This window comes from Chryseobacterium sp. HMWF035, from assembly GCF_003094695.1.
In the GTDB taxonomy this organism is placed as follows: Bacteria; Bacteroidota; Bacteroidia; order Flavobacteriales; family Weeksellaceae; genus Chryseobacterium; species Chryseobacterium gambrini.
This window is the reverse complement of record NZ_QEHP01000016.1, coordinates 20,499-45,467: the sequence shown is the minus strand read 5'-3', so window position 1 is coordinate 45,467 and position 24,969 is coordinate 20,499. Positions and strand designations below refer to the sequence as shown.

General features: G+C 35.6%; 18 protein-coding genes. 11 read left to right on the top strand and 7 right to left on the bottom strand.

The genetic code is table 11. The features are described from left to right. Position 1 precedes the first annotated feature (1 nt). Together DD829_RS03110 and DD829_RS03105 are read left to right on the top strand one after the other, a co-directional pair. Entirely contained in the window at positions 2-2,230 is a 2,229-nt protein-coding gene (locus tag DD829_RS03110) for a lantibiotic dehydratase family protein (protein WP_116547509.1), read from the top strand. 6 nt (positions 2,231-2,236) lie between these two features. Further along, entirely contained in the window at positions 2,237-3,082 is an 846-nt protein-coding gene (locus tag DD829_RS03105; protein ID WP_228408113.1) for a thiopeptide-type bacteriocin biosynthesis protein, read from the top strand. Between the two features lie 254 nt (positions 3,083-3,336). Here DD829_RS03105 and DD829_RS03095 read toward each other — a convergent pair whose 3' ends face one another. Beyond that, positions 3,337-3,900: a tetratricopeptide repeat protein gene (locus DD829_RS03095; RefSeq protein ID WP_116547506.1), complete on the bottom strand. Its 564-nt coding sequence runs from the start codon at positions 3,898-3,900 to the stop codon at positions 3,337-3,339. Between the two features lie 264 nt (positions 3,901-4,164). On the opposite strand from DD829_RS03095, the gene DD829_RS03090 reads away from it, so the two are divergent. Further along, positions 4,165-5,850: an NUMOD4 domain-containing protein gene (locus DD829_RS03090; RefSeq protein ID WP_108409445.1), complete on the top strand. Its 1,686-nt coding sequence runs from the start codon at positions 4,165-4,167 to the stop codon at positions 5,848-5,850. A gap of 284 nt (positions 5,851-6,134) precedes the next feature. Here DD829_RS03090 and DD829_RS03085 read toward each other — a convergent pair whose 3' ends face one another. After that, positions 6,135-6,632: a thermonuclease family protein gene (locus DD829_RS03085; protein ID WP_108409444.1), complete on the bottom strand. Its 498-nt coding sequence runs from the start codon at positions 6,630-6,632 to the stop codon at positions 6,135-6,137. Positions 6,633-6,931: 299 nt separating this feature from the next. On the opposite strand from DD829_RS03085, the gene DD829_RS03080 reads away from it, so the two are divergent. Genes DD829_RS03080 through pyk form a run of 5 tightly spaced genes read left to right on the top strand, consistent with a single transcriptional unit; the run spans position 6,932 to position 11,114 of the window. Next, positions 6,932-7,171, top strand: coding sequence for an acyl carrier protein (locus DD829_RS03080; RefSeq protein ID WP_002976354.1), 240 nt, complete (start codon positions 6,932-6,934; stop codon positions 7,169-7,171). A gap of 35 nt (positions 7,172-7,206) precedes the next feature. After that, a complete protein-coding gene (fabF, locus tag DD829_RS03075; RefSeq protein ID WP_076390692.1) occupies positions 7,207-8,451 on the top strand; it encodes a beta-ketoacyl-ACP synthase II in 1,245 nt (414 codons plus the stop codon). A gap of 9 nt (positions 8,452-8,460) precedes the next feature. Further along, a complete protein-coding gene (gene rnc, locus DD829_RS03070; RefSeq protein ID WP_076390691.1) occupies positions 8,461-9,225 on the top strand; it encodes a ribonuclease III in 765 nt (254 codons plus the stop codon). Further along, the gene (locus DD829_RS03065; RefSeq protein ID WP_108409443.1) at positions 9,203-9,676 is read left to right on the top strand and encodes an IPExxxVDY family protein; all 474 of its coding nucleotides are present in this window, start codon (positions 9,203-9,205) and stop codon (positions 9,674-9,676) included. Before rnc ends, DD829_RS03065 begins: the two co-directional genes overlap by 23 nt. Further along, positions 9,669-11,114, top strand: coding sequence for a pyruvate kinase (pyk, locus tag DD829_RS03060; protein WP_076390689.1), 1,446 nt, complete (start codon positions 9,669-9,671; stop codon positions 11,112-11,114). The genes DD829_RS03065 and pyk overlap by 8 nt, the downstream gene beginning before the upstream one ends. Before the next feature lie 146 nt (positions 11,115-11,260). Here pyk and DD829_RS03055 read toward each other — a convergent pair whose 3' ends face one another. The 4 genes from DD829_RS03055 to hutI all read right to left on the bottom strand — a co-directional run bounded on the left by DD829_RS03055 (position 11,261) and on the right by hutI (position 15,345). After that, complete coding sequence (locus DD829_RS03055; RefSeq protein ID WP_108409442.1) at positions 11,261-12,559, bottom strand: aldehyde dehydrogenase family protein; 1,299 nt, start codon at positions 12,557-12,559, stop codon at positions 11,261-11,263. A 141-nt stretch (positions 12,560-12,700) separates the two neighbouring features. Further along, positions 12,701-13,621 (bottom strand): formimidoylglutamase, encoded by a 921-nt coding sequence (gene hutG, locus DD829_RS03050; RefSeq protein WP_108409446.1) that lies wholly within the window; start codon positions 13,619-13,621, stop codon positions 12,701-12,703. 59 nt (positions 13,622-13,680) lie between these two features. After that, the gene (locus DD829_RS03045) at positions 13,681-13,992 is read right to left on the bottom strand and encodes a GIY-YIG nuclease family protein (RefSeq protein WP_076390687.1); all 312 of its coding nucleotides are present in this window, start codon (positions 13,990-13,992) and stop codon (positions 13,681-13,683) included. Positions 13,993-14,121: 129 nt separating this feature from the next. Beyond that, positions 14,122-15,345, bottom strand: a complete 1,224-nt coding sequence (hutI, locus tag DD829_RS03040; RefSeq protein WP_108409620.1) for an imidazolonepropionase — start codon at positions 15,343-15,345, stop codon at positions 14,122-14,124. A 257-nt stretch (positions 15,346-15,602) separates the two neighbouring features. Here hutI and ruvB point away from each other — a divergent pair, with 257 nt between their 5' ends. The 3 genes from ruvB (at position 15,603) to coaE (ending at position 18,216) form a co-directional block, all read left to right on the top strand. Then, a complete protein-coding gene (ruvB, locus tag DD829_RS03035; RefSeq protein WP_108410725.1) occupies positions 15,603-16,625 on the top strand; it encodes a Holliday junction branch migration DNA helicase RuvB in 1,023 nt (340 codons plus the stop codon). 79 nt (positions 16,626-16,704) lie between these two features. After that, positions 16,705-17,571: an MBL fold metallo-hydrolase gene (locus DD829_RS03030; protein WP_076390684.1), complete on the top strand. Its 867-nt coding sequence runs from the start codon at positions 16,705-16,707 to the stop codon at positions 17,569-17,571. A gap of 9 nt (positions 17,572-17,580) precedes the next feature. Further along, a complete protein-coding gene (coaE, locus tag DD829_RS03025; RefSeq protein WP_108410724.1) occupies positions 17,581-18,216 on the top strand; it encodes a dephospho-CoA kinase in 636 nt (211 codons plus the stop codon). Between the two features lie 114 nt (positions 18,217-18,330). On the opposite strand, the gene DD829_RS24055 is transcribed toward coaE, so the two are convergent. Then, positions 18,331-24,774 carry a GEVED domain-containing protein gene (locus DD829_RS24055; protein WP_228408111.1) on the bottom strand — a complete coding sequence of 2,148 codons (6,444 nt, stop codon included), beginning with the start codon at positions 24,772-24,774 and terminating at the stop codon, positions 18,331-18,333. Positions 24,775-24,969: the final 195 nt, after the last annotated feature.

Here is a 24,969-nt window from a genome sequence, read left to right as displayed (position 1 = left end):
AATGTCCCGTTTCCCGTATCATTTTTTTGAAGAATATATAGTTCGTACTCCTCTATTTTCACGTAAAGATTTCAAGGAAAAATTGGAGAAGATTGAATTATCAGATGATGAGCTTAGAGAAATTTGCAATAATTCAATTTTTCAAGAAGCTATTTACTTAGCATCGCCTTATTTGTATGAGGAGCTGAATCAATGGTTAAATACAAAAAAACTATCTCCAAATCAATATCAAAAATTAAAAAACACCATTTTAAAATACTTTAGCCGAATGAGTGACCGCTGTACTCCTTTCGGCTTATTTTCCGGAGTTGGTTTAGGAAACTTTAACGAAAACATTTCAAAGTCGACAAATTTCCAACTAACGACTAAACGATTACGTGATACTAAACTGGACATGCATTTTCTGGTAGCTTTATCACAAAATTTGGTAAAAACATCTGAAATAAGAAATCAACTTTTATTTTCACCCAACAACAGTATCTATAAGGTCGGAAATAAAATCCGGTATGTGGAATATGAATATAATAGTGGAAAAAGAAATTATATCATTTCATCGGCTCCATTTTCAAATGAATTACAACAAATATTAGATTTTTCAAAACAAGGTAAAACCATTGGAGACATTGCAAGCATTCTTGTCAATGATGAAATAGCAAAAAATGAAGCCAAAGAGTTTGTAGAAGAGTTGATTGATAATCAGGTTTTGATAAGTGAATTGGAACCTAATGTTTCAGGTAATGATTTTTTAGATACTATCATTTCTGTTTTAGATAAAATAGGAGCTAAAAATGAAAATAAAATTTTAATCTCTATAAAAAGTAAGCTGAATGATTTAGATTTAAAAATCGGAAACTTATCTGCAAAATATACTGAAATTGAAGAATTAGTAAGATCTCTAAATGTCGAATACGAACAGAAGTACCTTTTCCAAACTGATCTTTATAATAAAGCCGAATTTAGTTTGCCATCCCATTGGAAAAAAGAATTAAAAAAAGCGATCAGTTTTTTGAATAAAATCACATTATCTCAAAAAGACAATCATTTAGAAAAATTTAAAAAAGCATTTTATGAGCGATTCGAAACAGATGAAGTTTCTCTAGCATATGCTCTGGATACAGAATTAGGAATTGGTTACAGACAGGATGGTATTACAAAAGGGGTTCATTCTTACCTTGAAGATTTAGATCTTCCTTTATCTCAAGAAAAACTTACTTTAAAAACTGAATTTGATCCCATCCAATTGATTTTAAACGAAAAACTTCAGGAAGCTTTATTAGACAATCAATATACAATCGAATTATCGGATGATGATTTTATATATTTTAATGAAAACTGGAGTGATTTACCCGATACAATGTCCTTTATGGCAGAAATCATATCGGAGGAAAACAATGAAAAACTGTTTATTGATGTTAATGGTGGAAGTAGTGCGACTAATTTAATGGCAAGGTTTTGTTCTGAAAGTTCAGAAGTGCAAAACCTTTCAAAAACAATTGCAACAAAAGAAGAAGAACTAAATTCTGATTATATTTTAGCAGAAATCATTCATTTGCCGGAAGCCAGAATTGGAAATGTGATTAGAAGACCTACATTACGACAATTTGAAATCCCATATTTGGGAGAATCTATCCTTCCAAAGGAAAATCAAATCCCCATAAATGATTTATATATTTCTTTAAAAAATGACAGAATTATATTACGTTCTAAGAAATTAAATAAAGAGGTCAAACCTTATTTAACCAACGCTCATAATTATTCTGCTAACTCGTTACCTGTCTATCATTTCTTGTGTGATTTACATTCACAAAACATAAGATCGGGACTCTATTTTAATTGGGGTGATTTAAAAATAATATATCAATTTTTACCCCGAGTTGAATATAAAAACATTATCATCTCAAAGGCTTGGTGGAAAGTTTCAGAAAAGGAAATTATGCAGGTTTTAATATTAGTGCAAAATGACATTAATAATAAGGAACAAATATTGGCAGAATTAAGAAATTGGAGAAATAAAAGACAAATTCCGCAATGGATACAATGGGTACAATCAGATAATAAACTTACCATTAATCTTGAGAATTATGATTTGGTTCAACTATTTATTGATGCTTTGAAGAAAAAGAAATCAATCATGATTGAGGAATTTATCTACAATAATAATAGTGATTTTATGCATCAATTTATTTTTTCAATGTACAATAAAGAAAAAGAAGTAAGAATCAAAAATTAAGATGTGATGATTGAAAGAAAATTTATTCCCGGAAGTGAATGGCTATACTTGAAAATCTATACAGGGGTGAAAACTGCTGATCTTATTTTGGAGGAAGCAGTACAGCCTTTGGTAGAATATTTACAGGAAAACAATTATATTTCAAAATGGTTTTTCATTCGTTATAATGATCCTAAACCACATCTAAGGATAAGGTTTAATTTAAATGACATTGATGATTACAGTAAAATCCTTGAGAAAATTAATGAAACTTTACGAGAGTATGTAGAAAGCGGAGAAATTTCAAACATCGCATTTGGTACATATAATAGAGAAATTGAACGTTATGGTGAGAATGCCATTGAAGAAGCAGAAACTTTATTTTATAAAAACAGTGAATTTACTTTACAATGTTTGCATTATGATGATGAAGAAAAAATCATTGTTTCTCTTTTTTATACTGATGAAGCTTTGACTCAGCTCAACCTTTCGATTCAGGAAAAGCTAGATTGGGTCAAAGATTTTAACATCGCGTTTAAACACGAATTTAATGCTGATAAAAAATTAAACTCTCAATTAGACAAAAAATATCGGGAGTTTAAACCAAAATATGTAGATTTTATCCGATCGGAAGAGTTTTCGGAAGAACGAAATACAATTATTTCTAATGTTAAAAAAAGTAATAACATATTGCAAAATATTTTCCGTCAACATGAAAACAAATCATTAGAACTGCCCTTACAAGATTTCTGTCAAAGTATTTTTCATATGAATATTAACAGACTTTTTGTTTCTAATCAACGTTTGTTTGAAATGGTAATTTATGATTATTTAAATAGATATTATAAGTCTGTTTTATTTTTACATGGGTAAAATAATAAAATGTTTTGTAAGAAAGCCCACATTTATTTTTCAGTGAATCTGCTATTTCCCTGCTGGTCAAAGTAAACTCCTATGCCTTCATTGATAAATATTACCTTCTTCTGTTCCGGGTTTTTCCAAAAGCTGATATTATGAGTAATTTCATGTCCGGGTGACTGGTTGATTCTGTTATGAGAAATACAGAATTGAGCAAACGTAAAGCCCAAGTTTGTTTTCAAATAAGAGTTATAGCTTTCCTCCGTATCTCAAACAAAGAAATCTATTTTTTTGGGAAGTAACGAATTGAAGAAATTATTAATTTTTTCAAAAGCCTTCTGTCTTGAAACAATAATATTCCGCATTTTTTCTTCCGAAACTGTCTGTTGAAAATGAAAAACAATATTTTGCGTTTCTTTTATTTTCCAGTCATCATATATCGGATCCAGACCTGTAACTAGCCCAAATTTCAACAGCTCTTTTTTTAATACTTCATTTTTAGAGTCCTTAATCAACTGGTCATATATTCTTTTTGCCTCTTTTGTGTTTCCTAAGCCATAATTGGTTTTAAGGGATTCTATTAAGAATCTTTCATCACTGCTGCTCATCTTTGCCAATAATGCATTCGCTGCCCGATAATCACATTTTGAATTATAGATTTTTAGGAGTATCAATTGGGTCTCAAAATCCTCAGGTGAAGATATAAGAGTAGTCTGGGCAAGTTTAATGGCTTTGTCATATTCCTTTTTACTATAAAGATCTTTAAGATTGACTTCCTGTGACAATCCAAGAGTAAAATACACTAAAAATAAAATAATATTAATTTTTTTCATCCTTTCATTTAGTCTACCTGCTAAGCTAATAAAAAAGAAGCTAAACAATTTCGTAATATAAAATTTTTTAGGTAATTCTATACCACTGTTTGAAAGTACAATATAAAGGCAAATTCAAGTTTATCAAGTCATACTTACCTCCATATCTTATTGCATCCTTTCATGTAGCTGTAGCTACTAGAGATATTTTTGATTTTATAAAATTTCGTGTTAAATTAGTTATTAGATTATATCAAAATAATATACAATAGAAATTTCCATCTTATGAAATTACCTACTGAATTAGGAGATGAATATGTAAATAATGTTCTTTCCAATCTTTGTTTGGAAAATCTTCCGTGTGAAGAGTGGAAGGAGATTGAAGGTTTTGAAAACTATGCCATTTCTAATTATGGTCGGGTAAAAAGTATGGAACGTTTGGCAATAAATCCGGCGGGAGTAAAGCGTAAAATATTGGATAGCATTAAGAAGCCACATGTCTTCAGATATTTTAATAAGCATCTAAAGACTCATTTTTATAATGTGAGATGTGCGTTATCTATTGAAGGAAAAAAATACGGAAAATCAGTAGCCCGTTTAGTGTACTATCACTTCGTTGAAAAATTTGATATGGATGATCTTTCATTTCGTATATCATTTAAAGATAATAATCAGTTTAATGTACATTTTAGAAATCTGGAGAAGTTAACTGTAAGTAAGCTGCACAGGAAATCAATGAATACAGGCAGAGGAAAAAGAGGAAATTATCAACAGGCTGTCAGCCAATACACAGTTGATGGTGATTTTGTTGCCAGCTATGCAAATATTTATGCAGCAAGTGAAGCTTTAGGAATCCAGCCTACTTATATTCTACCTGTCATCAATAAAAAAAGGACTACAGCCAGAAAATTTCGATGGTTTGTGAAAGATTATGTACCCTCTAAAGAAGATTTTATACCGGAAAGAAAAAGAGAGCTGGAAAAAACATTTAATACAACTCTTTGGAAAAAGCTTGGGCAGCCATTAGTCGATAAAAGCAATCCACCAGCATGTATTAATTTATCGCTAAATGACCTTCCCGGTGAAAGGTGGAAACCGATTCCTGAACTCGAAGGCTATTTTACTATTTCCAGTAAAGGAAGAGTAAAGCGGTTAAATACCTGGACAGAGAACAGAAACAAAACATTTTGGGGAGAGCATATCACGTCACTCTCTGTACTTAAATCCAATAGTAATTATCTCTATGCTCAATTAAGTTGTAATGGAAGAAAATATTGTCTGCCAATTACCCGACTACTTTATTATTGTTTTGTAGAAGAATTTGATCTTAAAGATAAAAATCTGGTAATCGTAAACAATAGTATTCCTCAATGGGATATAGATATTTCGAATCTCAATTTGAAACCTTTTAGTGAAATCCTTAAGGAAAGAAATAAAGAGTATACTACTAAAGTGAGAACAATACTTAATTCAAAAAAAACGTTTAATGACTCTCTTTGGGAAAAGCTGGGTAAACCCCGGATTAATAAAAAGAGTCCGCCAGCTATTTTCGATTTATCTCTAAATGACTTACCTGATGAACAATGGAAACCAGTACCCGGTTTTAATCGTAAATATGCTATTTCTAATAAAGGGAGGGTAAAACGATTGAGTGGCTGGGGAGCAGGTACTCATTTTTATGGAGAAGATCAGATTCTTTCCCTCAACCTAACGAGTGATAAATCTTCTTATCTTTACTTTAAGGTTCATAAGAAGGAAGATAAAGCTCAAAAAATGCTTCTACGCATGCTTTATTATTGCTTTATTGAAGAATTTGATCTGAATAACAGAACTCTTCGGGTGGTCAATGAAAATGAACCTCTATGGGATATAGATCTTTCAAGGCTATCATTACGCTCTATGGCAGATGCATTTAATAAAAAGAATATTAAAAATAGAAACTCGAGCATTCAAAAAATCACTAAACAATAGGATATAGAACATCAAGCAGAAGTCGCACAATTTTAAATGCAATCCATTTCTAATCTTCCATAAAACTTTGATATATATATTCATTAAAATACAAAATAAGTTATTATCTTTGATTTGTAAAATGAATCAAAAACCTACATTTTCAAAGTGAGTAATTCGGTGAGTAACCTGAGACTCATCTTTAAAAAATGTTGATAAATAAAGAGGTTTAAAGAGACGGTTCGAATCCCTCCAACTCCACAAAAGAGATTGTTTTAAGCAGTCTCTTTTTTATTTTTCAAATATTAAAGCGCTTTACTTTTATTGTCCGCGTTTTTCTTCCTCCTGCTCTTTCGGTATTCCCAAGGCGAAACCGCATTCTTATCCATCCACAAACCAAGCTTTTTTGCTTTGGCGGTATCCTGTAACTTTTGCAGATCAATATTCTTAGAGGCCTTAAAATACCACCATCCGAAACCTGCCTTTATGATTTCTTCGGAAAGATATTTATTATGATCGTAAAAAATTTTGGCAACGGTTCTTTTGTACCTGTCTTTTCCAGTCCTGTAGAATGTCACCGTTTTCCCAAATACAGCTTCACTGGTAAATTGCTTGGCATTTTTTCCAAAAGCCTGACCTTTTTCAGGACAATCGACTTCCGCAAGCCTTAACGCTTCCTGAATATTGTCCGATAATAAAACGACAACAGTATCACCATCTTTCACCTTAATTACTTTTCCTTCCGTCTGTGAAAAAATAAATACTGAAAATAAAAGAAACTGGATAAAAAGGATTTTTCTCATGAAAACAAAGAATATTTAAAATAAAAAGAAGCTGCAAAAGTATAAATAATAAAGCTCTGATATAAAAAATACCATTTAAAATGCTTAATCAGACGGATTCTGTATTCAGGATAAAAAATGATGAATGATAAAGTTAAATAAGACAATGAAACGTTAAAATATAAACCCCTGAAAACTAAAACACTAAACCCACAATTTACAAAATACTCTCCTGCAAACCACAAAAAAGACTAAAAAAATGTTTTATCGTAAAGAATTTTATATATTTGCACCATCTAACAATTAAAAAAAAATTTACTATGTCAGACATTGCATCAAGAGTAAAAGCTATCATCGCTGATAAGCTTGACGTTGAAGAAACAGAAGTAACTCCAGAAGCTAGCTTCACTAACGATTTAGGAGCTGATTCTTTGGATACAGTTGAACTTATCATGGAATTTGAAAAAGAATTCAATATTCAAATCCCTGATGATCAAGCAGAAAAAATTACTACTGTAGGACACGCTATCGCTTATATCGAAGAAGTAGTAAATAAATAATATTCTTCAACAAATAAGAAAATTAAACAAAGTTTATGGAATTAAAAAGAGTAGTTGTAACCGGTTTTGGAGCAATAACACCAATTGGAAATAATGCAAAAGAATACTGGGAAAATCTTGTGAAAGGTGAGAGCGGTGCTGCTCCTATTACTCTTTTTGATGCCACAAACTTTAAAACTAAGTTCGCTTGCGAAGTTAAAAATTTCAATCCATTAGACCATTTCGACAAGAAAGAGGCTAAAAAAATGGATAGAAATACACAACTTGGGCTTGTTGCTGCAAGAGAAGCAGTAACCCACTCAAGAATTATTGAAGATAACGTAGACAAAAACAGAGTCGGAGTAATCTGGGGTTCAGGAATCGGAGGTTTAGAGACTTTTGAGACTGAAGTTTTAGGATGGGCAAATACGGAAATTCCGAGATTCAACCCATTCTTTATTCCTAAAATGATTGCAGACATCACTCCGGGACATATTTCTATAGAATATGGTTTCCATGGTCCGAATTACACTACTGTTTCTGCATGTGCGTCTTCAGCAAACGCTTTAATTGATTCCAAAATGCTGATCCAGCTTGGAAAAGCAGATGTTATTGTGTGTGGAGGCTCAGAAGCAGCCGTTACAGCAAGTGGTGTCGGTGGTTTCAATGCAATGATGGCACTTTCTACAAGAAATGATGATCCTAAAACCGCTTCAAGACCTTTCGACAAAGACAGAGATGGATTTGTTCTTGGGGAAGGAGCAGGATGTATCATTCTTGAAGAATATGAGCACGCCGTAAAACGTGGTGCTACAATTTACGCAGAATTAAAAGGCGGCGGTCTGAGTGCAGATGCACATCACATGACAGCACCTCATCCTGAAGGTTTAGGCGCTTATCTCGTAATGAAGAACTGTCTGGAAGATGCAGGATTAACTGCTGATGAAGTAGATCACATCAATATGCATGGTACATCTACTCCATTAGGAGACATTGCAGAATCTAATGCCATTTCAAAATTATTGGGAGAACACGCTTTCGATATTCAGATTAATTCTACAAAATCAATGACCGGCCACCTTTTGGGTGCTGCAGGAGTTATTGAAGCTATTGCTGCGTTGGGAACTATTATTCATGGTATTGTTCCTCCTACCATTAACCATTTTACTGATGATGAAAATATCGATAGCAGACTGAATTTCACATTCAACGAAGCTGCTAAGAAAGATGTAAAAGTAGCCATGAGTAATACTTTTGGGTTTGGTGGGCACAATGCCTGCGTTCTATTTAAGAAAATCTAAATCTACTGAATGGAGTTACAGAAATACTTTTCTAAATTCCTTCTCAAAAAAAGAAAAAGACAACTAACGGAGAGAGATTATTTTCTCATTACTGAGCTCAGCAAAATGCTTGGAACTGAGGTACAAAATGTTGCCCTCTACCGCGAAGCTTTTTCTTTAAAAAATTCTTCTAAAAATAAAGACAGCAATTACGAAAGGCTGGAATTTTTAGGAGATTCTGTTTTGGGTACAATTATTTCTTGTCATTTGTTTCATACCTATCCTCAAGCCAATGAAGGATATCTGACGCAGATGAAATCTAAGATTGTTAATAGGAAAAATCTTAATAAATTAGGAGAAGACTTAAAACTTACCAATCTTCTGCAGAAACAAAATTCTGTTGTTGCGTTAGGTGAAAACATCTCCGGAAATTTATTTGAAGCTTTAATTGGTGCTGTTTATTTAGATTTCCAGTATGAAACCTGTAAAAAGATCATTCTGGAAAGATTACTTACGCCTACAGAAATTAACAAACTAGAAAATAAAATTGTAAGCTACAAAGGTCTTCTGCTGGAATGGAGCCAGAAGAAGAAACTGAATATAAAGTACGAAACTTGCGAAGAAATTCAGGTAAATAAATCGATTGTTTTCCGATGTCATGTTTGGCTGGGAGAAGAAAAAATCGCGAATGCCACAGAAACTTCCAAGAAGAAAGCCGAAGAAAAGGCAGCACAAAGAGCATTTTATATTTTAAACAAAAAAGAAAATATACTTGGAAATCCAAAAACTTTATGATATAGATGATATTGAATTTGAAGATATTACCATCGGATTGGTAAGATTAGCAAAGAATATACCCGATCATGAGTTTTTCTATAAAGTAAATCAAAACAACGATCTTACATTCAAAAGAATTGAAGATGTTATTCTTCACGGATCTTATTATGATTACTTTTTTCCAAGATTTGAGGCTTACCACAAATTTACAAAGACTTGTTTTACCTTCATTTCGAACAGATCTGCAGAAAGTAAACAAAAAAAATTACAGACTGAACTCTTCTCGGAAGAAGAAAACATTAAATTTTTATTAAATAATCAGGTAGAAGTGCAATATATCTTGCACAGTTCGGAACAGTTTCCTGATTTTTCCGTAATTTTGCTCCCTGAAAATCTTGTGTTTCCAATTCAAGATTATACATTAGGTTCTGAGGAAGAACTTTATCAAATTATCCAGTATTATGAATAAGTATTTAAAGAAGACAAAAATTATTGCAACGCTTGGTCCGGCTTCATCGTCGAAGGAAGTAATGTTAGGGTTAATGAAAGCAGGTGTTGATATTTTCAGAATCAATTTTTCACACGCTGATTACGACTTAGTTCGTTCAAATATCGAGATCATCAGAGAACTTAATAAAGAATATGGCTTCTCGGTTGGTATTTTAGGAGATTTACAGGGTCCTAAACTAAGAGTAGGAGTTGTAAAAGAAGGTTCTTACCTTAATCCGGGAGACATCCTTACTTTTACCAACGAAAAAATTGAAGGAGATTCTACAAAAGTGTACATGACGTACCAACAGTTTCCACAGGATGTGAAGGTTGGAGAAAGAATCCTTATTGATGATGGTAAACTCGTTTTGGAAGTTACTGAAACCAATGAATTAGACACTGTAAAAGCGAAAACCATTCAGGGAGGACCGTTGAGTTCTAAAAAAGGGGTAAACCTTCCCAATACGAATGTTTCTCTTCCTGCTTTAACGGAAAAGGACATTCAGGATGCCAATTTCATGCTGGATCAGGAAGTAGACTGGATCGCACTTTCATTTGTTCGTCATGCACAGGATATTATTGATCTTAAAGAATTAATTTCAAAACATCCGAACGGAAAATTCAAAACGCCGATCATCGCGAAAATTGAAAAACCGGAAGGGGTAAAAAATATCGACGAAATCTTATTGGAATGCGACGGTTTGATGGTAGCACGTGGAGATTTGGGAGTTGAAGTTCCGATGGAAGAAGTTCCTGCTATCCAGAAGACTCTGGTAGAAAAAGCAAGATTCTATTCTAAGCCGGTAATTATCGCTACGCAAATGATGGAAACAATGATCAACAGTTTAACGCCAACAAGAGCGGAAGTAAATGACGTTGCAAACTCTGTATTGGACGGAGCAGATGCCGTAATGCTTTCAGGAGAAACTTCTGTAGGAAGGTATCCGGTTCAGGTAGTGGAAAATATGGCTAAAATTGTGAAGAACATTGAAACTACTCATTTTTACCAGCACAAAAACGAGCCTATCGAAAAAGATTTCAACTGTATTGATGATCGATTTATTACCAACAGAGTTTGTCTTGCAGCGGTAAGAATTGCGAAAACCACTAACGTTTCTGCGATTGTTACTTTAACGAGTTCAGGATATACAGCATTCCAGCTTTCTGCACACAGACCCAATTCCCACATCATCGTATATAGTGGAAACAAGAGGGTTATTACCATGTTGAATTTACTTTGGGGAGTTCACGCCTATTATTACGATATGAAGAAATCTACTGATGAAACGATTATCCAGGTAAATATGCTGACACATAACTACGGTTATATCGAGGCTGGAGACTTTGTAATCAATATCAATGCAACTCCATCTTACGAAGGCGGAAAAACAAATACCTTAAGATTAACGACAGTTTAATTTAAACAAAGTCATTATAAACAAAAAACTCACGAAAGATCTTCGTGAGTTTTTATTTTTACAGGCTAAATCAGAAGAATAAATATTGAAAGTTAATTAAGCAACACTTTTATAAACTTCCATCTCCCCTCTTCCAACTTCCTTATTTACTCATAATTTCCTACAACAGTTCTTGCCGTTACAAATTCACGTAAAGCTAATAAAGACAGCTCTGTTCCATATCCTGAAGCTTTTGATCCTCCGAATGGAAAACGCGGATCAGAACTTGTCATTCTGTTAATATTAACGGTTCCAGATTCAAGATTTTCAATAAAAAATAACTGTCGCGATTGATCTTTTGTCCATACAGAATTAGAAAGCCCGAAAGGAATATCATTCGCCATTTTTAAAGCTTCTTCGTCACTTTTAGCAATCATCACCATTCCCAAAGGTCCGAAAAGCTCTTCCTGTAAAATAGGATTTCCTTCCTGCACACGAATTAAACCGGGTCTGAATTCATTTTCAGAAATTCTTTCCAGAGGAAGAATGATTTCAGCACCATGTTCCAGTGCTTTCTGAAACTGTTTTTCCAGTTCATCTGCCAGATCCGGTCTTGCCATTCCGGCAATTTTAGTTTCTTTATCCATCGGATCTCCAACCTCATATTTTTTATATTCTTCAATAAATATAGGAAGAAAAGCATCTTCAATTTTTTCATCAATGATGAATCTTTTCGCCGCGGTACAGGTTTGTCCGCAATTCTGAAGTCTTGATTTTACCCCTGCTTTTGCCGCTTCATCCAGATCTCCGTCGTCCAATACAATAAATGCATCACTTCCGCCAAGTTCAAGCAATGATTTTTTGATATTTAGTCCTGCAATAGAAGCTACTTCTCCTCCGGCTTTTCCGCTTCCTGTAAGACTGACTCCTTTTACCGCATCATGTTCGAGAATTCCTTTTACTTCTTTATGACTTACCTCAAGATTCTGGAAAATTCCTTCCGGAAATCCGGCTTCCAAAAGTACTTCTTCGATAGCACTTCCGCTTCCGAAACAAATCGACGCATGTTTTAGAACAACGGTATTTCCGGCTAAAATGGCCGGAACGGCAAATCTCAAGACCTGCCAAAAAGGAAAATTCCATGGCATTACTCCTAAAATTACCCCTTTTGGAACATAATGAACTTCAGAATAAGAGAATTCGGAATCAATTTTCTCTGGTTTTAAAATATTTTCAGCATCTGCATAATAATTCATCATTAAAGCACATTTTTCCACCTCAGCAATAGACTCTGAAATAGGTTTGTTCATTTCCTGAGTAATTATCGTTCCAAATTTTTCAGAATTGTTTTTTAAGATTTCCGCTGCTTTAGCAATGAGTTTCTGTCTGTCTTCGAATGGTACTTTTCTCCATTCTGAAAATGCCTTATCTGCTTTGATAAGTTTATTTTCAATTAATTGTTCCATACTATAATTTCTGTTTTTAAATTCAGTCTTTGCCGAATTTAATTAATGCTTTTCTTCAAGCATCTTGGAAGCAACAAATCCTGTTCCTTCGGGTTATATAAAATAATGATTTTTTCTATCGGAATATTGTTAATTTTTATGTTAAATCATAAACCACTCATTCATAAGTGTTGCGGCTAATCTTGCAGTTCTGTCCTGTATGTCAAACTGAGGATTTACCTCTGCGACGTCGAGTGCCAAAAGTTTTTCACTTTTCAGAATGTGTCTGTAAAAATGCATGAATGTGGCATCAGCAAAAATTCCGTTATAGGCGGAAGCGGAAACTCCGGGAGCAATGGAAGCGTTGAAAACATCCATACAAATCGTAAGATACAGATAATCTACACTGTCGAGCAGATCATTAATTCTTTGGTAAACGGAAGGTAAATTTTCAAAGAAAAGTTCATCGGCAAGAATATATTTCATTCCGTACTGATGAGCGGTATCAAATAATTTCAAAGTATTTGAATTCCTCTGAATTCCGATATGCAGCGAATGAATTTCGCCTTCCTGAGCAATTTGCCAGAATCCGGTTCCGGAACTCGCTCCTACTCCATTTTCAGGCTGTCTGTTATCAAAATGAGCATCGATGTTAATGATGCCTATCTTCTGTTCAGGAAAAGCTGTTTTTAAGCCTAAATAATGTGCATAAGTGACTTCATGACCTCCGCCTAAAACTACAGATCTCCCTCCTTTCAGCAACACTTTGGAAACATTTTTAGCAAGACTGTTTTGCGTATTTTCTAAATTCCCGTCATCACAGGTAATATTTCCAAAATCCAGCAAAGAAAAATCAGGACGGATTACAGGAAAATTCGACATATTTTTACGGATAATATCCGGAGCATCTTTTGCGCCCTGTCTTCCTTTATTTCTCCTAACGCCTTCATCTACAGCAAATCCATGTAAAACGAAATCTTTAGGTGAAATAAAATCATAATTATTTTCTTCTTTCACCCTCTGAAATATTCTGTGGAAAAGAAGTTCTTCTCCGTCTAATCTTCCCTGCCAAATCGTGTTCATCATTAATAAGTTTAATTTGTGTGTGGTTTTAATTGTTATGCCAGAAGCATCTCTGCAATTTATTCAAAAAGATAATTAAGAAATTCTAAATTGGGATTTATTGCTCTTATTAATTCAAGTTTTTTGTCTCTTTTTAATAATTTTATTTCTTTTTCTCTTTCTATCGCCTGATGTATCCAGCCAAAGCTTTGATAGTAAATCAGAAAACAGACATTATATTTTGCAGTAAAACTATCAGGATTTAATTTATTTATATGTTGAGATAATCTCTGATGCAAGTTTCCGGTAACTCCCGTATATAAAACTGTTCTGTTTTTATTGGTTAAGATGTAAACATAAAATTTATAAATTCCTTCATTTAATTCGAACATTTTTTCTCATTTGTGTTAAATTATGTTTAGATGCTTTCAGCATGACAAAAATTACGCAATATTAAAACGCTCAAATTGTCATGCTGAAAGCATCTAAGTTTAGTCTGTAATATAAAACATTAAATTATTTTAAATTTTAATCCCATCAATATAAACATTCTCCGCTTTTAAGCTTCCCTGATTATAAAGGACATTTTGGAAATTATTGGTTTTAAAAGTCATAAAATCCGCTTTTTGTCCTTTTGTTAATCTTCCTCTATCTTCCAGACCAAGCGCAAAAGCTGATCGGAAAGTCATTCCTGCTAAAACTTCTGCTGTCGTCAACTTTTCAAATGTTGCCAGAATGGAAGCCTGTGTAATTAAATTTCCCATTGGCGCAGAACCGGGATTCCAGTCACTTGCGATCGCTACAATCGCTCCTGCGTCCAATAATTTTCTAGCCGGCGTAAATTTTTCTCCCAATCCTAAACTTGCACCGGGTAAAGCGGTTGCCACCGTATCAGATTTTGCTATAAATTCAATATCGTCATCAATGGTGGCTTCCAGATGATCGGCAGATTTTGCCCCCACTTCAACTGCAATTCTTGAACTTCCCGGAGTAAACTGATCTGCATGAACAGTAATTTCAAAACCTAATTCTTTAGCTTTTAACAAAAAGTTTTTGCTTTCTTCGGGCTGAAATGCCGACTTTTCAATAAAAATATCAACCCGCTTTGCCAAATCCTCTTCTTTTACTTTCGGTAAAATTTCCGTTACAATATAGTGCAAGTACTCTTCATTGCTTCCTTCAAAATCTCTTGGCTTCAGATGTGCGGAAAGACAGGTCGAAACCAGAGTTGCTTTCGTCTGTTCCTGCGCTTTTTTAATGATGCGAAGCATTTTCAGTTCGTTTTCAGCGTCTAAACCATAACCGCTTTTTACTTCAATGGTTGTTATTCCAAGAGAAATTAAAAAATCAATTCTTTCGAGCAAAGTTTTTAACAATTCTTCCTCCGATGCATTTCTTGTATGCTGCACCGAGCTCCAGATTCCTCCTCCGCTTTCGGCAATTTCGAGGTACGTTTTTCCTGCGTTACGCATGGCAAAATCATTCGCCCGGTTTCCGCCAAAGCAAATATGCGTGTGGGAATCTACGAAAGCCGGAAGAACAATCTGCTCTCCTTTTACCGTTTCAATTTCTATATTCTGGTTTTCGGATTTTACAATCTCAAAGTTTCCAACCTTTTTGATTTTATTATTATCGATTAAAATTCCTCCATCGGGAATGATTTCAAGCTGTTCGTCTGAAAGTTTTCCTCTTAAAGGAAGGTTTGCAAGTGTTACAACCTGCTTGAAAGGACCAATTAGTTTCATTTATTTAGTTTAAAGCTAAAGTTTAGATCAATAGTTTGATTACTTTACTTAGATGCTTTCAGCATGACAAAAAATCTGCATAAAGTTTGTCATTCCGTAGGAATCTCAGCTTAGAATAGTTAAAAAAAATTTTAACTTGTTTTTTCTCTCTCAAAAATACTTAAAATATCTGTTGTTCTCAAATCTTAATTTTTAATGAAATCAACCTTACTCTTAATCTCAATTTTCCTATCTTTACGGTAAATGAAATTGAATTAATGCCCGATTTTTTACATCCCGATAAAGAAAATTATTCCCGCGAAGAACTTGCGCAGGAAGAGCAGATTCGTCCCCAGAGTTTTAAAGATTTTGCCGGACAGAGAAAAACATTGGAAAATCTTGAAGTTTTCGTGACGGCTGCAAAAAGGCGTGGCGGAGCGCTGGATCATGTTCTTTTGCACGGTCCTCCCGGTTTGGGAAAGACCACTTTGGCCAATATCATCGCGAATGAACTTGGGGTAAACTGCAAGATAACTTCGGGACCTGTTTTGGATAAACCCGGAAGTTTAGCCGGTTTATTAACCAATCTGGAAGAAAATGATGTGCTTTTCATTGATGAAATCCACCGTCTTTCTCCTGTTGTGGAAGAATATCTGTATTCTGCAATGGAAGATTATAAAATTGATATCATGCTGGAAACCGGTCCGAATGCGAGAAGTGTGCAGATCGGGCTGAATCCTTTTACTTTGGTGGGAGCTACAACCCGAAGCGGAATGCTTACAAAACCGATGTTGGCAAGATTCGGAATCCAAAGCAGACTGGAATATTATACGATTGAACTTTTGTCGATGATTATTATCCGAAGCGCAAGAGTTCTGGGCGTAAAAATTTATGAAGATGCGGCCATTGAAATTGCGAGAAGAAGCCGAGGAACACCAAGAATTGCCAATGCTCTTTTGAGAAGAGTAAGGGATTTTGCAGAAATAAAAGGCAATGGCGAAATTGAAATTAATATTACAAAATATGCTTTAAATTCATTAAACGTTGATGAATTTGGTCTGGATGAGATGGATAACAAAATCATGCGTGTCATGATCGAAAATTTTAAAGGAAAACCTGTCGGAATCTCTGCTCTGGCAACATCTATTGCAGAAAATCCTGAAACTCTGGAAGAAGTTTATGAACCTTTTTTAATTCAGGAAGGATTTATCATCAGAACTCCCAGAGGAAGAGAGGTTACCGAAAAAGCATACAAACATCTGAATATTGCGGTACCGAGAAATCCGGGTGAATTGTTTTAAGTTTAACTTGATTTCGAAGTAAAATTTAGATTTTCATTCAAATAAAAAATAAACAACATTATAAAAAACTCAATATTATATGAAGCTATATCCAATACAATGCGGAAAATTTAAGCTCGACGGCGGAGCGATGTTCGGAGTCGTCCCAAAGAGTCTGTGGGAAAAAACAAATCCTGCAGACGAAAGAAACCTGATTGAACTGGGAACCCGTTCTCTTCTTGTGGAAGACGGAAAAAAATTAATCTTAATTGACTGTGGTCTTGGAAATAAGCAGGACGACAAATTTTTCGGTCATTATTCGCTTTGGGGAGACGATAATTTAGACAAAAACTTAAAGAAATATGGTTTTGTAAGAGAGGACATCACGGATGTTTTCCTTACTCACCTTCACTTCGATCACTGCGGTGGCGCGATTGAATGGAATGATGATAAAACAGGTTACAGACCTGCTTTCAAAAATGCACAGTTCTGGACGAATGAAAATCACTGGAAATGGGCAACGGAACCTAATGCAAGAGAAAAAGCGAGTTTTCTGAAGGAGAACATTATTCCGATTCAGGAAAGCGGACAATTAAATTTTTTACCCCTTCCTGCAACCGGAAATTATGGTTTTGCGCCGGATTTGAAAATGGATGTGATTTTTGTGGATGGTCATACGGAAAAGCAAATGCTTCCTGTGATTCAGTATCAGGAAAAAACAATTGTTTTCGCGGCAGATTTAATTCCGACTGCGGGACACATTCCTCAGGTTTATGTGATGGGTTACGATACGCGTCCTCTTTTAACTTTAGAAGAAAAGGGTAAATTTCTTAAGCAGTGTGTGGATAATGAATATTTACTATTCTTTGAGCATGACGCACATAACGAACTGGCAAGCCTGAAAATGACTGAAAAAGGGGTAAGATTAGACGAGACGTTTAGTTTTAATGATGTTTTTGGATATTAATTTTTGATTATGGAGGAATTACATTCAGAAACTCAGAAAGCAGAACCTGATCCCTTATCTGCACCCAAAATTATTGGTTTAACAGGCGGAATCGGCTCGGGAAAAACTATGGTTGCCAAATTCATTGAAGAGTTCGGATTTCCGGTTTATTATTCGGATGACAGGGCGAAAGATATCGTAAACGACAACGATGATTTAAAGCTGAAAATCAGGGAACTTTTAGGAGATGAAGCCTATGACGAAAACGGATTTTATAATCGAAAATTTGTTGCTGAAAAGGTTTTTAATGATAAAGATCTTCTTCAGAGCTTAAATGAAATTATTCATCCTGCTGTAAGAACAGATTTTGAAGAGTGGGTGAAAAAACAGACAAAGTATCTGGTTTTTAAAGAAACGGCTTTATTGTTTGAATTAAAATTAAACCAGCAATGTTATAAGTCTTTACTTGTTACCGCTGAAGATAATATCAGAATAAAAAGAGTAATGGACCGGGACGGAAAAACCTACCGCGAAGTTCAGGCAGTGATGGAAAAACAGATGCCGGAAAAAGACAAAATAAAACTTGCAGACTGCATTATTTATAACAATACCAATCTTGAAGATCTCAAGGAACAAACCGAAAAGATCGTCTTCGATATCGAATAAAATTAAGCTCGTTGGATTATTTCTAACGAGTTTTTTCATGCTTCTGTTCTTCAGGTAAAAAAAACAGGCTCTCAGAAATGAGAGCCTGCTTAAGTTGATTAATGATTAAATGTATTATTCTTTAATAAATTTCTTCTGAACAGAAATGGTGTCTCCATCCAAAATGTCTATTACATAAAGTCCATTTATCAGGTTATGAACGTCAATCTTGTTGTTTAAGATAATACCGCTTGACAATAATTGTCCTGCTGAATTATAGATCTTATAATTCGCTTTTTTGCTGATATTTTTCACATACAACACTGAGCTCACCGGATTCGGATAAATCATAACATCTGTCTGATTGATCGAATTAGCAACCGGAAGTTTAGAAATTCTTACCGTGTAATCTTCTACTTCTCCATCAGGGAAGCTGTTACAATTTACCGGAATGATATCTTTGCCCATTGCCACTCTCATCACTACATATTTGTAGTCTACCAGACTGATGAACGCATCTGCAGGTACTGTAAACGTCGTACTTGCTGTAGGATTGCTGTTTGGTCCGTCCGCAAGGATTCTTTCGTTGATATCGAAGTATCCGTTTCTGTTGAAATCGATCCAGACTGCAACTCCTGCTTTATTGTTTCCTGCTAATTTTTTATCAATCACGATCTTGTTATCCGTAGATCCCTGGATCAATTCAATAAATTTAGCCGGAACTCCTGTATAATCTGAATAATTAGATCCTACAGAAATATTCGTCATCTGAGGTTTACCGTTTGGCGTTACTGTAACTTTAGAAATATATTCTGAAGTTATAGCCCCTGTAGATGCCATCTGACAGTACACAATAGTTGGTGTAGTGAAGTAATAAGGCAGTGTATACGTTCCCGGAGTTCCGCTACAAACGTTTGCTACCTGCATTTCATACTGTGTCAATTCAGATAAACCTGTAAGGGTAATCGTATTGGTATTAGACGGTACCATTGTCCAGCTCGGAATTCCTACTTTTCTGTATCTCAAGATATAAGTAGCACCCGGGAAAGGATCCCATGTTACCTGAGCTGTTGTCGGTGTAATCGCTGTAATAGTAAGTCCCGGAGGAGGCAACTGACAAGTTCTTTCCGTAGTAAATACTTTAGGATTAGACCAAGGATTAACAGTTGTTTCTCCGTTACAGATATTTGCCACCTGTACTTCGTAAGTTGTATAAGGGCTTAAACCTGTAAGAGTATACGTATTTAATGGTGCTGCAGTAACGTTCACTGTCGTCCATGTTCCTGTACCTACAATTCTGTATCTGATTACATAAGTAGCACTTGGTACAACTGGAGCCCATGTTACTACTGCTGAATTTGTGGTAACCGTTCCGATTGTTACATTCGGAGGGGTTGGATCACATCTTGTTGTGAATGTCTGAGTTGGTGTAAATGTTCCAGGAGTTGTTCCACAGCTTCCAGCTATCTGTACTTCATACGTTGTAGCCGGCGTTAAACCTGTTAAAGCCAATGGAGGATTACCTGTTAATGTTGATACAACCACCTGAGTCCAAGTAGTAGTTCCCGCTACTCTGTATCTTACGATAAATGTAAGACCACCTGTAGGTACTGTCCATGTAACATTCGCAGAAGTATGAGTAATGGTATTGAAGGCTAAGTTAGTTGGTGTTGTAGTAGAACAAGGTCTCAATTTCACCGCATAATCTTCTACTTCTCCATTTACTGCATTCTGACACATAACAGGAGCACTTGTACGTTTAAGAACAACTCTCATTGTCGTTGTTAAAGGTCCGTTATATGCTGTTGCAGGAACGTTGAACAATGCTGTAACAGGAGTTGTAGTACTTGCTGCAGAAGCCATAATTTGCTCTGTGGTTTCAAATACGCCATTTCTGTTAAAGTCGATCCAAGCCGAAACAGCATCATTTTGTGCTCCGCCTTTAGCTACTGATATCTGGTTACCTGTAGAACCTATTTCTAAGTTCACCAATGTAGCCGGAGTGGTATAGCTGATATAATTTGTCTGTACAGAAGTATTACTCATTGGAGGAATACCCGGATTCACTGAAGTTATTGTAACGTTTGAAATAAAGTCGGTAGTTCCTGTACCCGTCATATTACAATAAGTAATTGGCGTAGTCGTAAACAGTACAGAACTAGACCAAGGTCCCTGAACTCCACCGCAAATTGTAGCTACCTGTACTTCATAAGCAGTCTGTTCAGTAAGTCCTGTAATATTATACGTATTTCCTGTAACGACCAGAGAAGTATTCCAAGTTCCAACCGGGTTAGTAGTTCTCCATCTTACTAAATAAGTTGCCCCTGTAGAAGAGATCCAGGATACAGTAGCAGTAGTCGCACCAATGTTAGTCATTGTAATACCTGTAGGAGCAGCCGTAGTACAAGGCTGAATATCTACAAATTTAACCTGATAGTCTTCTACCTCACCATTACTTGTAAGTGGTGAACAAGCATCTGTAGGTGTTAAGAAATATACAATAACACGCATTTTCACTTTATTCGTACCAGAGTAAGCTCCGGCAGGAACAGGGAAAGTAGCAGTAACCGGAGTTGTGGAAGAATACCCTAAGTTCATGATTCTTTCTCCACCAGCAACTGTAGTTGGGTTGTTGTTAAAAATTCCATCGCCGTTAAAATCTATCCATGCATAGGTAGAATATGTACTTGATAAGATTGTTCTTCCTACAGAAAGTACGTTACCTGTAGAATTACGAGCTAATGTAATAATCTTTGTTGCATCATTAGAATAGTCTGTATAGGTACTCGCTCCTGAGTTGTTAGACATCATCGGTGTATTCGTACCTGTAACCGTAATATTATTGATGTATCCGTCAGTTACAGTTGCAGTACCTGAATTACAATATGAAATTGCAGGAGTTGTAAAATTGGTAGATGCAGACCAAGCTCCTGTAACACCACCACAAATAGTTGCAACCTGTACTTCATAAGTAGTAGATGCATTTAAGTTTATAATAGTATAAGGGTTAGTTGCCGGAGCAATTACCGTCCAAGCACCAGTACCTGTTCTGTATCTTAATGTGTAAGTAGCTCCTGTTGCATTGATCCAAGAAACCAAAGCTGTGGAAGCTGTAACGTTTGAAACAACAATAGGAGTTGGAGGAGCCGTTGTACAAGCTGCAAGATCAATGATCTTAACTGCATAATCTTCGATTTCTCCGTTTGCAACTGTTGCACAAGGATCTGTAATGGTAGAAGTAGAGAAAATAACTCTCATTCTAAGTGTTAACGGACCATTATAAGCAGTTGTAGGAACTATAAATGTAGCAGTAATTGGAGTTGTTGTACTTGCTGTAGTACTGATTACTCTTTCTCCTGTTTCAAAAATACCGTTTCTGTTAAAATCAATCCACGCACCAACAGCTAATGAAGAGGTTGTGGTTGTTAACCAAGATTTAGAAACAGAAATTGTGTTATTCGTAGAGTTACGAACCAATGTTACCAATTTGGCAGGATCCGGAGAATAGTTCGTATATGAATTGGCTCCTGAATTATTACTCATCACGTAAGAATTCGTTGGAGCAACTGTCACGTTAGAAATATAACCGTTCGTATTATTTGTAGAAGTAATATTACAATAGGTTACCGCCGGAGTCGTGAATTGCAAAGGAGCAGTAAATGTTCCCGTAGTTCCCGAACAAACATACGCTACCTGAACTTCATATTGAGTCTGTTCAAGAAGATTGTTTATGGTGTAAGCATTCGTTGTTAAAGGAACTGTAATCCAAGTCGGAGAACCTACCTGTCTGTATTGTAAAACATAGGTTGCACCCGTTGCAGGATCCCATGTTACATATGCAGAAGTTGCTGTAATATTTGTTACAGATAAATTTAGCGGCGCATTACTTGTACAAGCAATTGGCTGAATTAATTTTACAGCATAATCTTCAACCTCTCCATACGTATAACTTGTACACATTACCGGAGAAGAGCTGAATTGTAATGCAACTCTCATCTTAGTAGTTGCAGGTCCGTTATAAGCTGTTGCAGGAACGTTGAAAGTAGCCGTTACAGGAGTCGTTGTACTTGCTGCAGAGTTCATTACCTGCTCAGTAGCTTCGAAAACTCCGTTTCTGTTGAAATCGATCCAAACTCCTACAGCTTCACTATATACTGTCCCTGTCCAAGCTTTATTAACAGAAATCGTATTTCCAGTAGAACCAATGACTAAATTAACTAAAGCACTTGGTGTAGTAGAATAATCTGTATAAGTAGAACCCGCGGAATTATTGCTCATCACAGAAGCTCCAACAGGAGTTACCGTAACATTAGAAATATACTCGTCAGCAAAGTTACTAGAGGTCATGGTACAATAAGTAAGTCCTAAAGTTGTAAAGTTAGTAGAAGCAGAGAAAGGTCCCTGAACACCACTACATACTGTGGAAACCTGAACTTCATATTGAATACCATCAGTAAGACCTGTAAGGTTTACTGAGTTTGTTGCAGCATTCACTGTAATCCAAGTCGTACTTCCTACCGGACGGTAGCGAACTACATAAGTAGAGTTCGTTGTAGCTGCCCAGGTAACTGTAGCTGTAGTCTGGGTAATCGCAGAAACAACAATACCTGTAGGAGCTGCTCCGGTACAAGTAAGTAAAGAAGTTACTGTTGCACTTCCGATGGCATAGAATACGTTTCCAATAGCACTTACTCTGATCTTAACTGTTCCTCCCAAAGTAAGTCCCGTTAAATTAAGAGACTCGCTTCCATCGTTAGGTGTAGAAGCAGAAGCTACTGTCCAGGTTACTCCGTTATCTGTTGTGTAATCAATTTTTACATTCGCCGCATTATATGGAGCAGCGGTAGTATTAACTACATCCCAAGTTACGTTTGTTGCACCATTATTATAAGCATTGGTTGTCGTTACTTTGAACGGCCCATCGTTTCCAACAATGATCTGCTGATTGGCAAACTGAGTCTGCTGCTGAGTAGGCACCGGATTGTTATCTCTTACCGTAACTCTGAAGTTGGTTGTTCTTGCAACTGTGGAAACAGATTCCCATCCATTGTTAGAATTGTTTAAAACTCCAGCCAATACAGAAGATAATTTAGGGAAATATCTTGTTGGACTTGTCGTTGGATTAAATGATCTGAACGTAGCACCACTTGCAGTAGTTCCTAAGTTATTTTTATTAATCGTTACACTTGCATTGTCCACCTCTTCCCAGCAGAACGTCATTGGATCATTTTCAGCATCTGTAGCAGAAGCTGTTAAAACAAACGCCGTTCCTTTAGGAATATTATAAGTAGGCAATGCTGCAATTACTGGAGGATTGTTTGTAATTACAGTTTCTACATCACAAGTTTTACTCGATAGGTTATTTTGAACCTGAGTGATACTAACTGCATGGAAATACGGATCAGAGTGAGCCTGAACATCAGTATTTGCTCCTGTGATTCCTGCATATCCCATAATTGTTGACCCGGATCCCGGCTCAACGTTTACTCCGGCTGTTTCCAAACCATGGGAGAATGTATGATTTGCTCCCAATTGATGACCTATCTCATGAGCTACATAATCTATATCAAAATTATCTCCCTGAGGAATACCATCTGCAGGAGAAGTATATCCTGATCCTTTTTGCTGTGAAGTAGAACTTGTAGGATCTATACAAACACAACCTATACATCCTGCATTACCTCCACCTCCGGAAGCACCGAATAAGTGACCGATATCATAGTTGGCATTCCCGACGTTAGCAGTAAGTGTTTGCTGAAGTTCCAAATTCCAGTTATTCATCTGGGCTGCAGGCGAATAAGGATCTGTTGCAGCATTGGTATAAATTACATTTGGAAAATTCTGTAAATTAAGGTGTAAAGCAAAATCTTTTTCAAATACCCCATTTACTCTAGTTAGTGTTGCATTGATTGCTGTTAAAGCATTAGCAACGGTACCGCCGAAGTACTGCGTATATTCACCTGTTACAGACATTGCCAGTCTCATCGTTCTGTACTTTTTGTCAGATGACTTGGCAAAGTTTGTTGTCTGATTGACAAATGATTTTCCTGCTGAATAAAGATTTGCTATCTCTTGCTTGGACAGCCTGTCTTCGTTCATCGAACAAAGGAACCCTTCGTTACTTTTATCAGTTTTTGGATGCACACCATAAACTGTCTTGTCTTTATCAGCAGGCTCTATAAATTCATATTTACCATCCTTGATGATCATCGACTGAAAATCATCCGGCGCTAAACTGAATCTCAGATATTTGCCGGGGTCATCTACCCCAACTCCTACATAAGAGCCTAGTTGATACTGATCTGCCAGTTCTTTCACTACCACAGGGAAGCTGTAAACGGCAAATTTTTCAATTTTCCCATCTAAAGTTGGCAAAGAAATCGTGACGGGTTTTGCATTTTTTCCCGTTTCCTGAGCTTTCGCCAATTGAGACTTTAGCAGAGAAATGTCCAAAGAGTAATAGTTCTTAATATCAGAACTAGCTCTGGCTTTTTCCCCTCGAAATGTCGTGGGACTCCATTGTGCACTGGTAATCGCAAACAAAAAGAGGAAAAAGAAAGAAGTAAAATTTTTCTTCATAACTTTCTCAATATATTAATTATACAAATCTAAACAAATTTAATTATTAAATTAAAAATATTTCTATTTTTTCCATACAAACTTTTCAACAATTCAATTCAAAGCATTGGGAATAACCAACCAAACCAATAATATATACGAAATTGAAAAACTGAAGTTATCTTATCTTTACCTTATATATACAATATATAATCC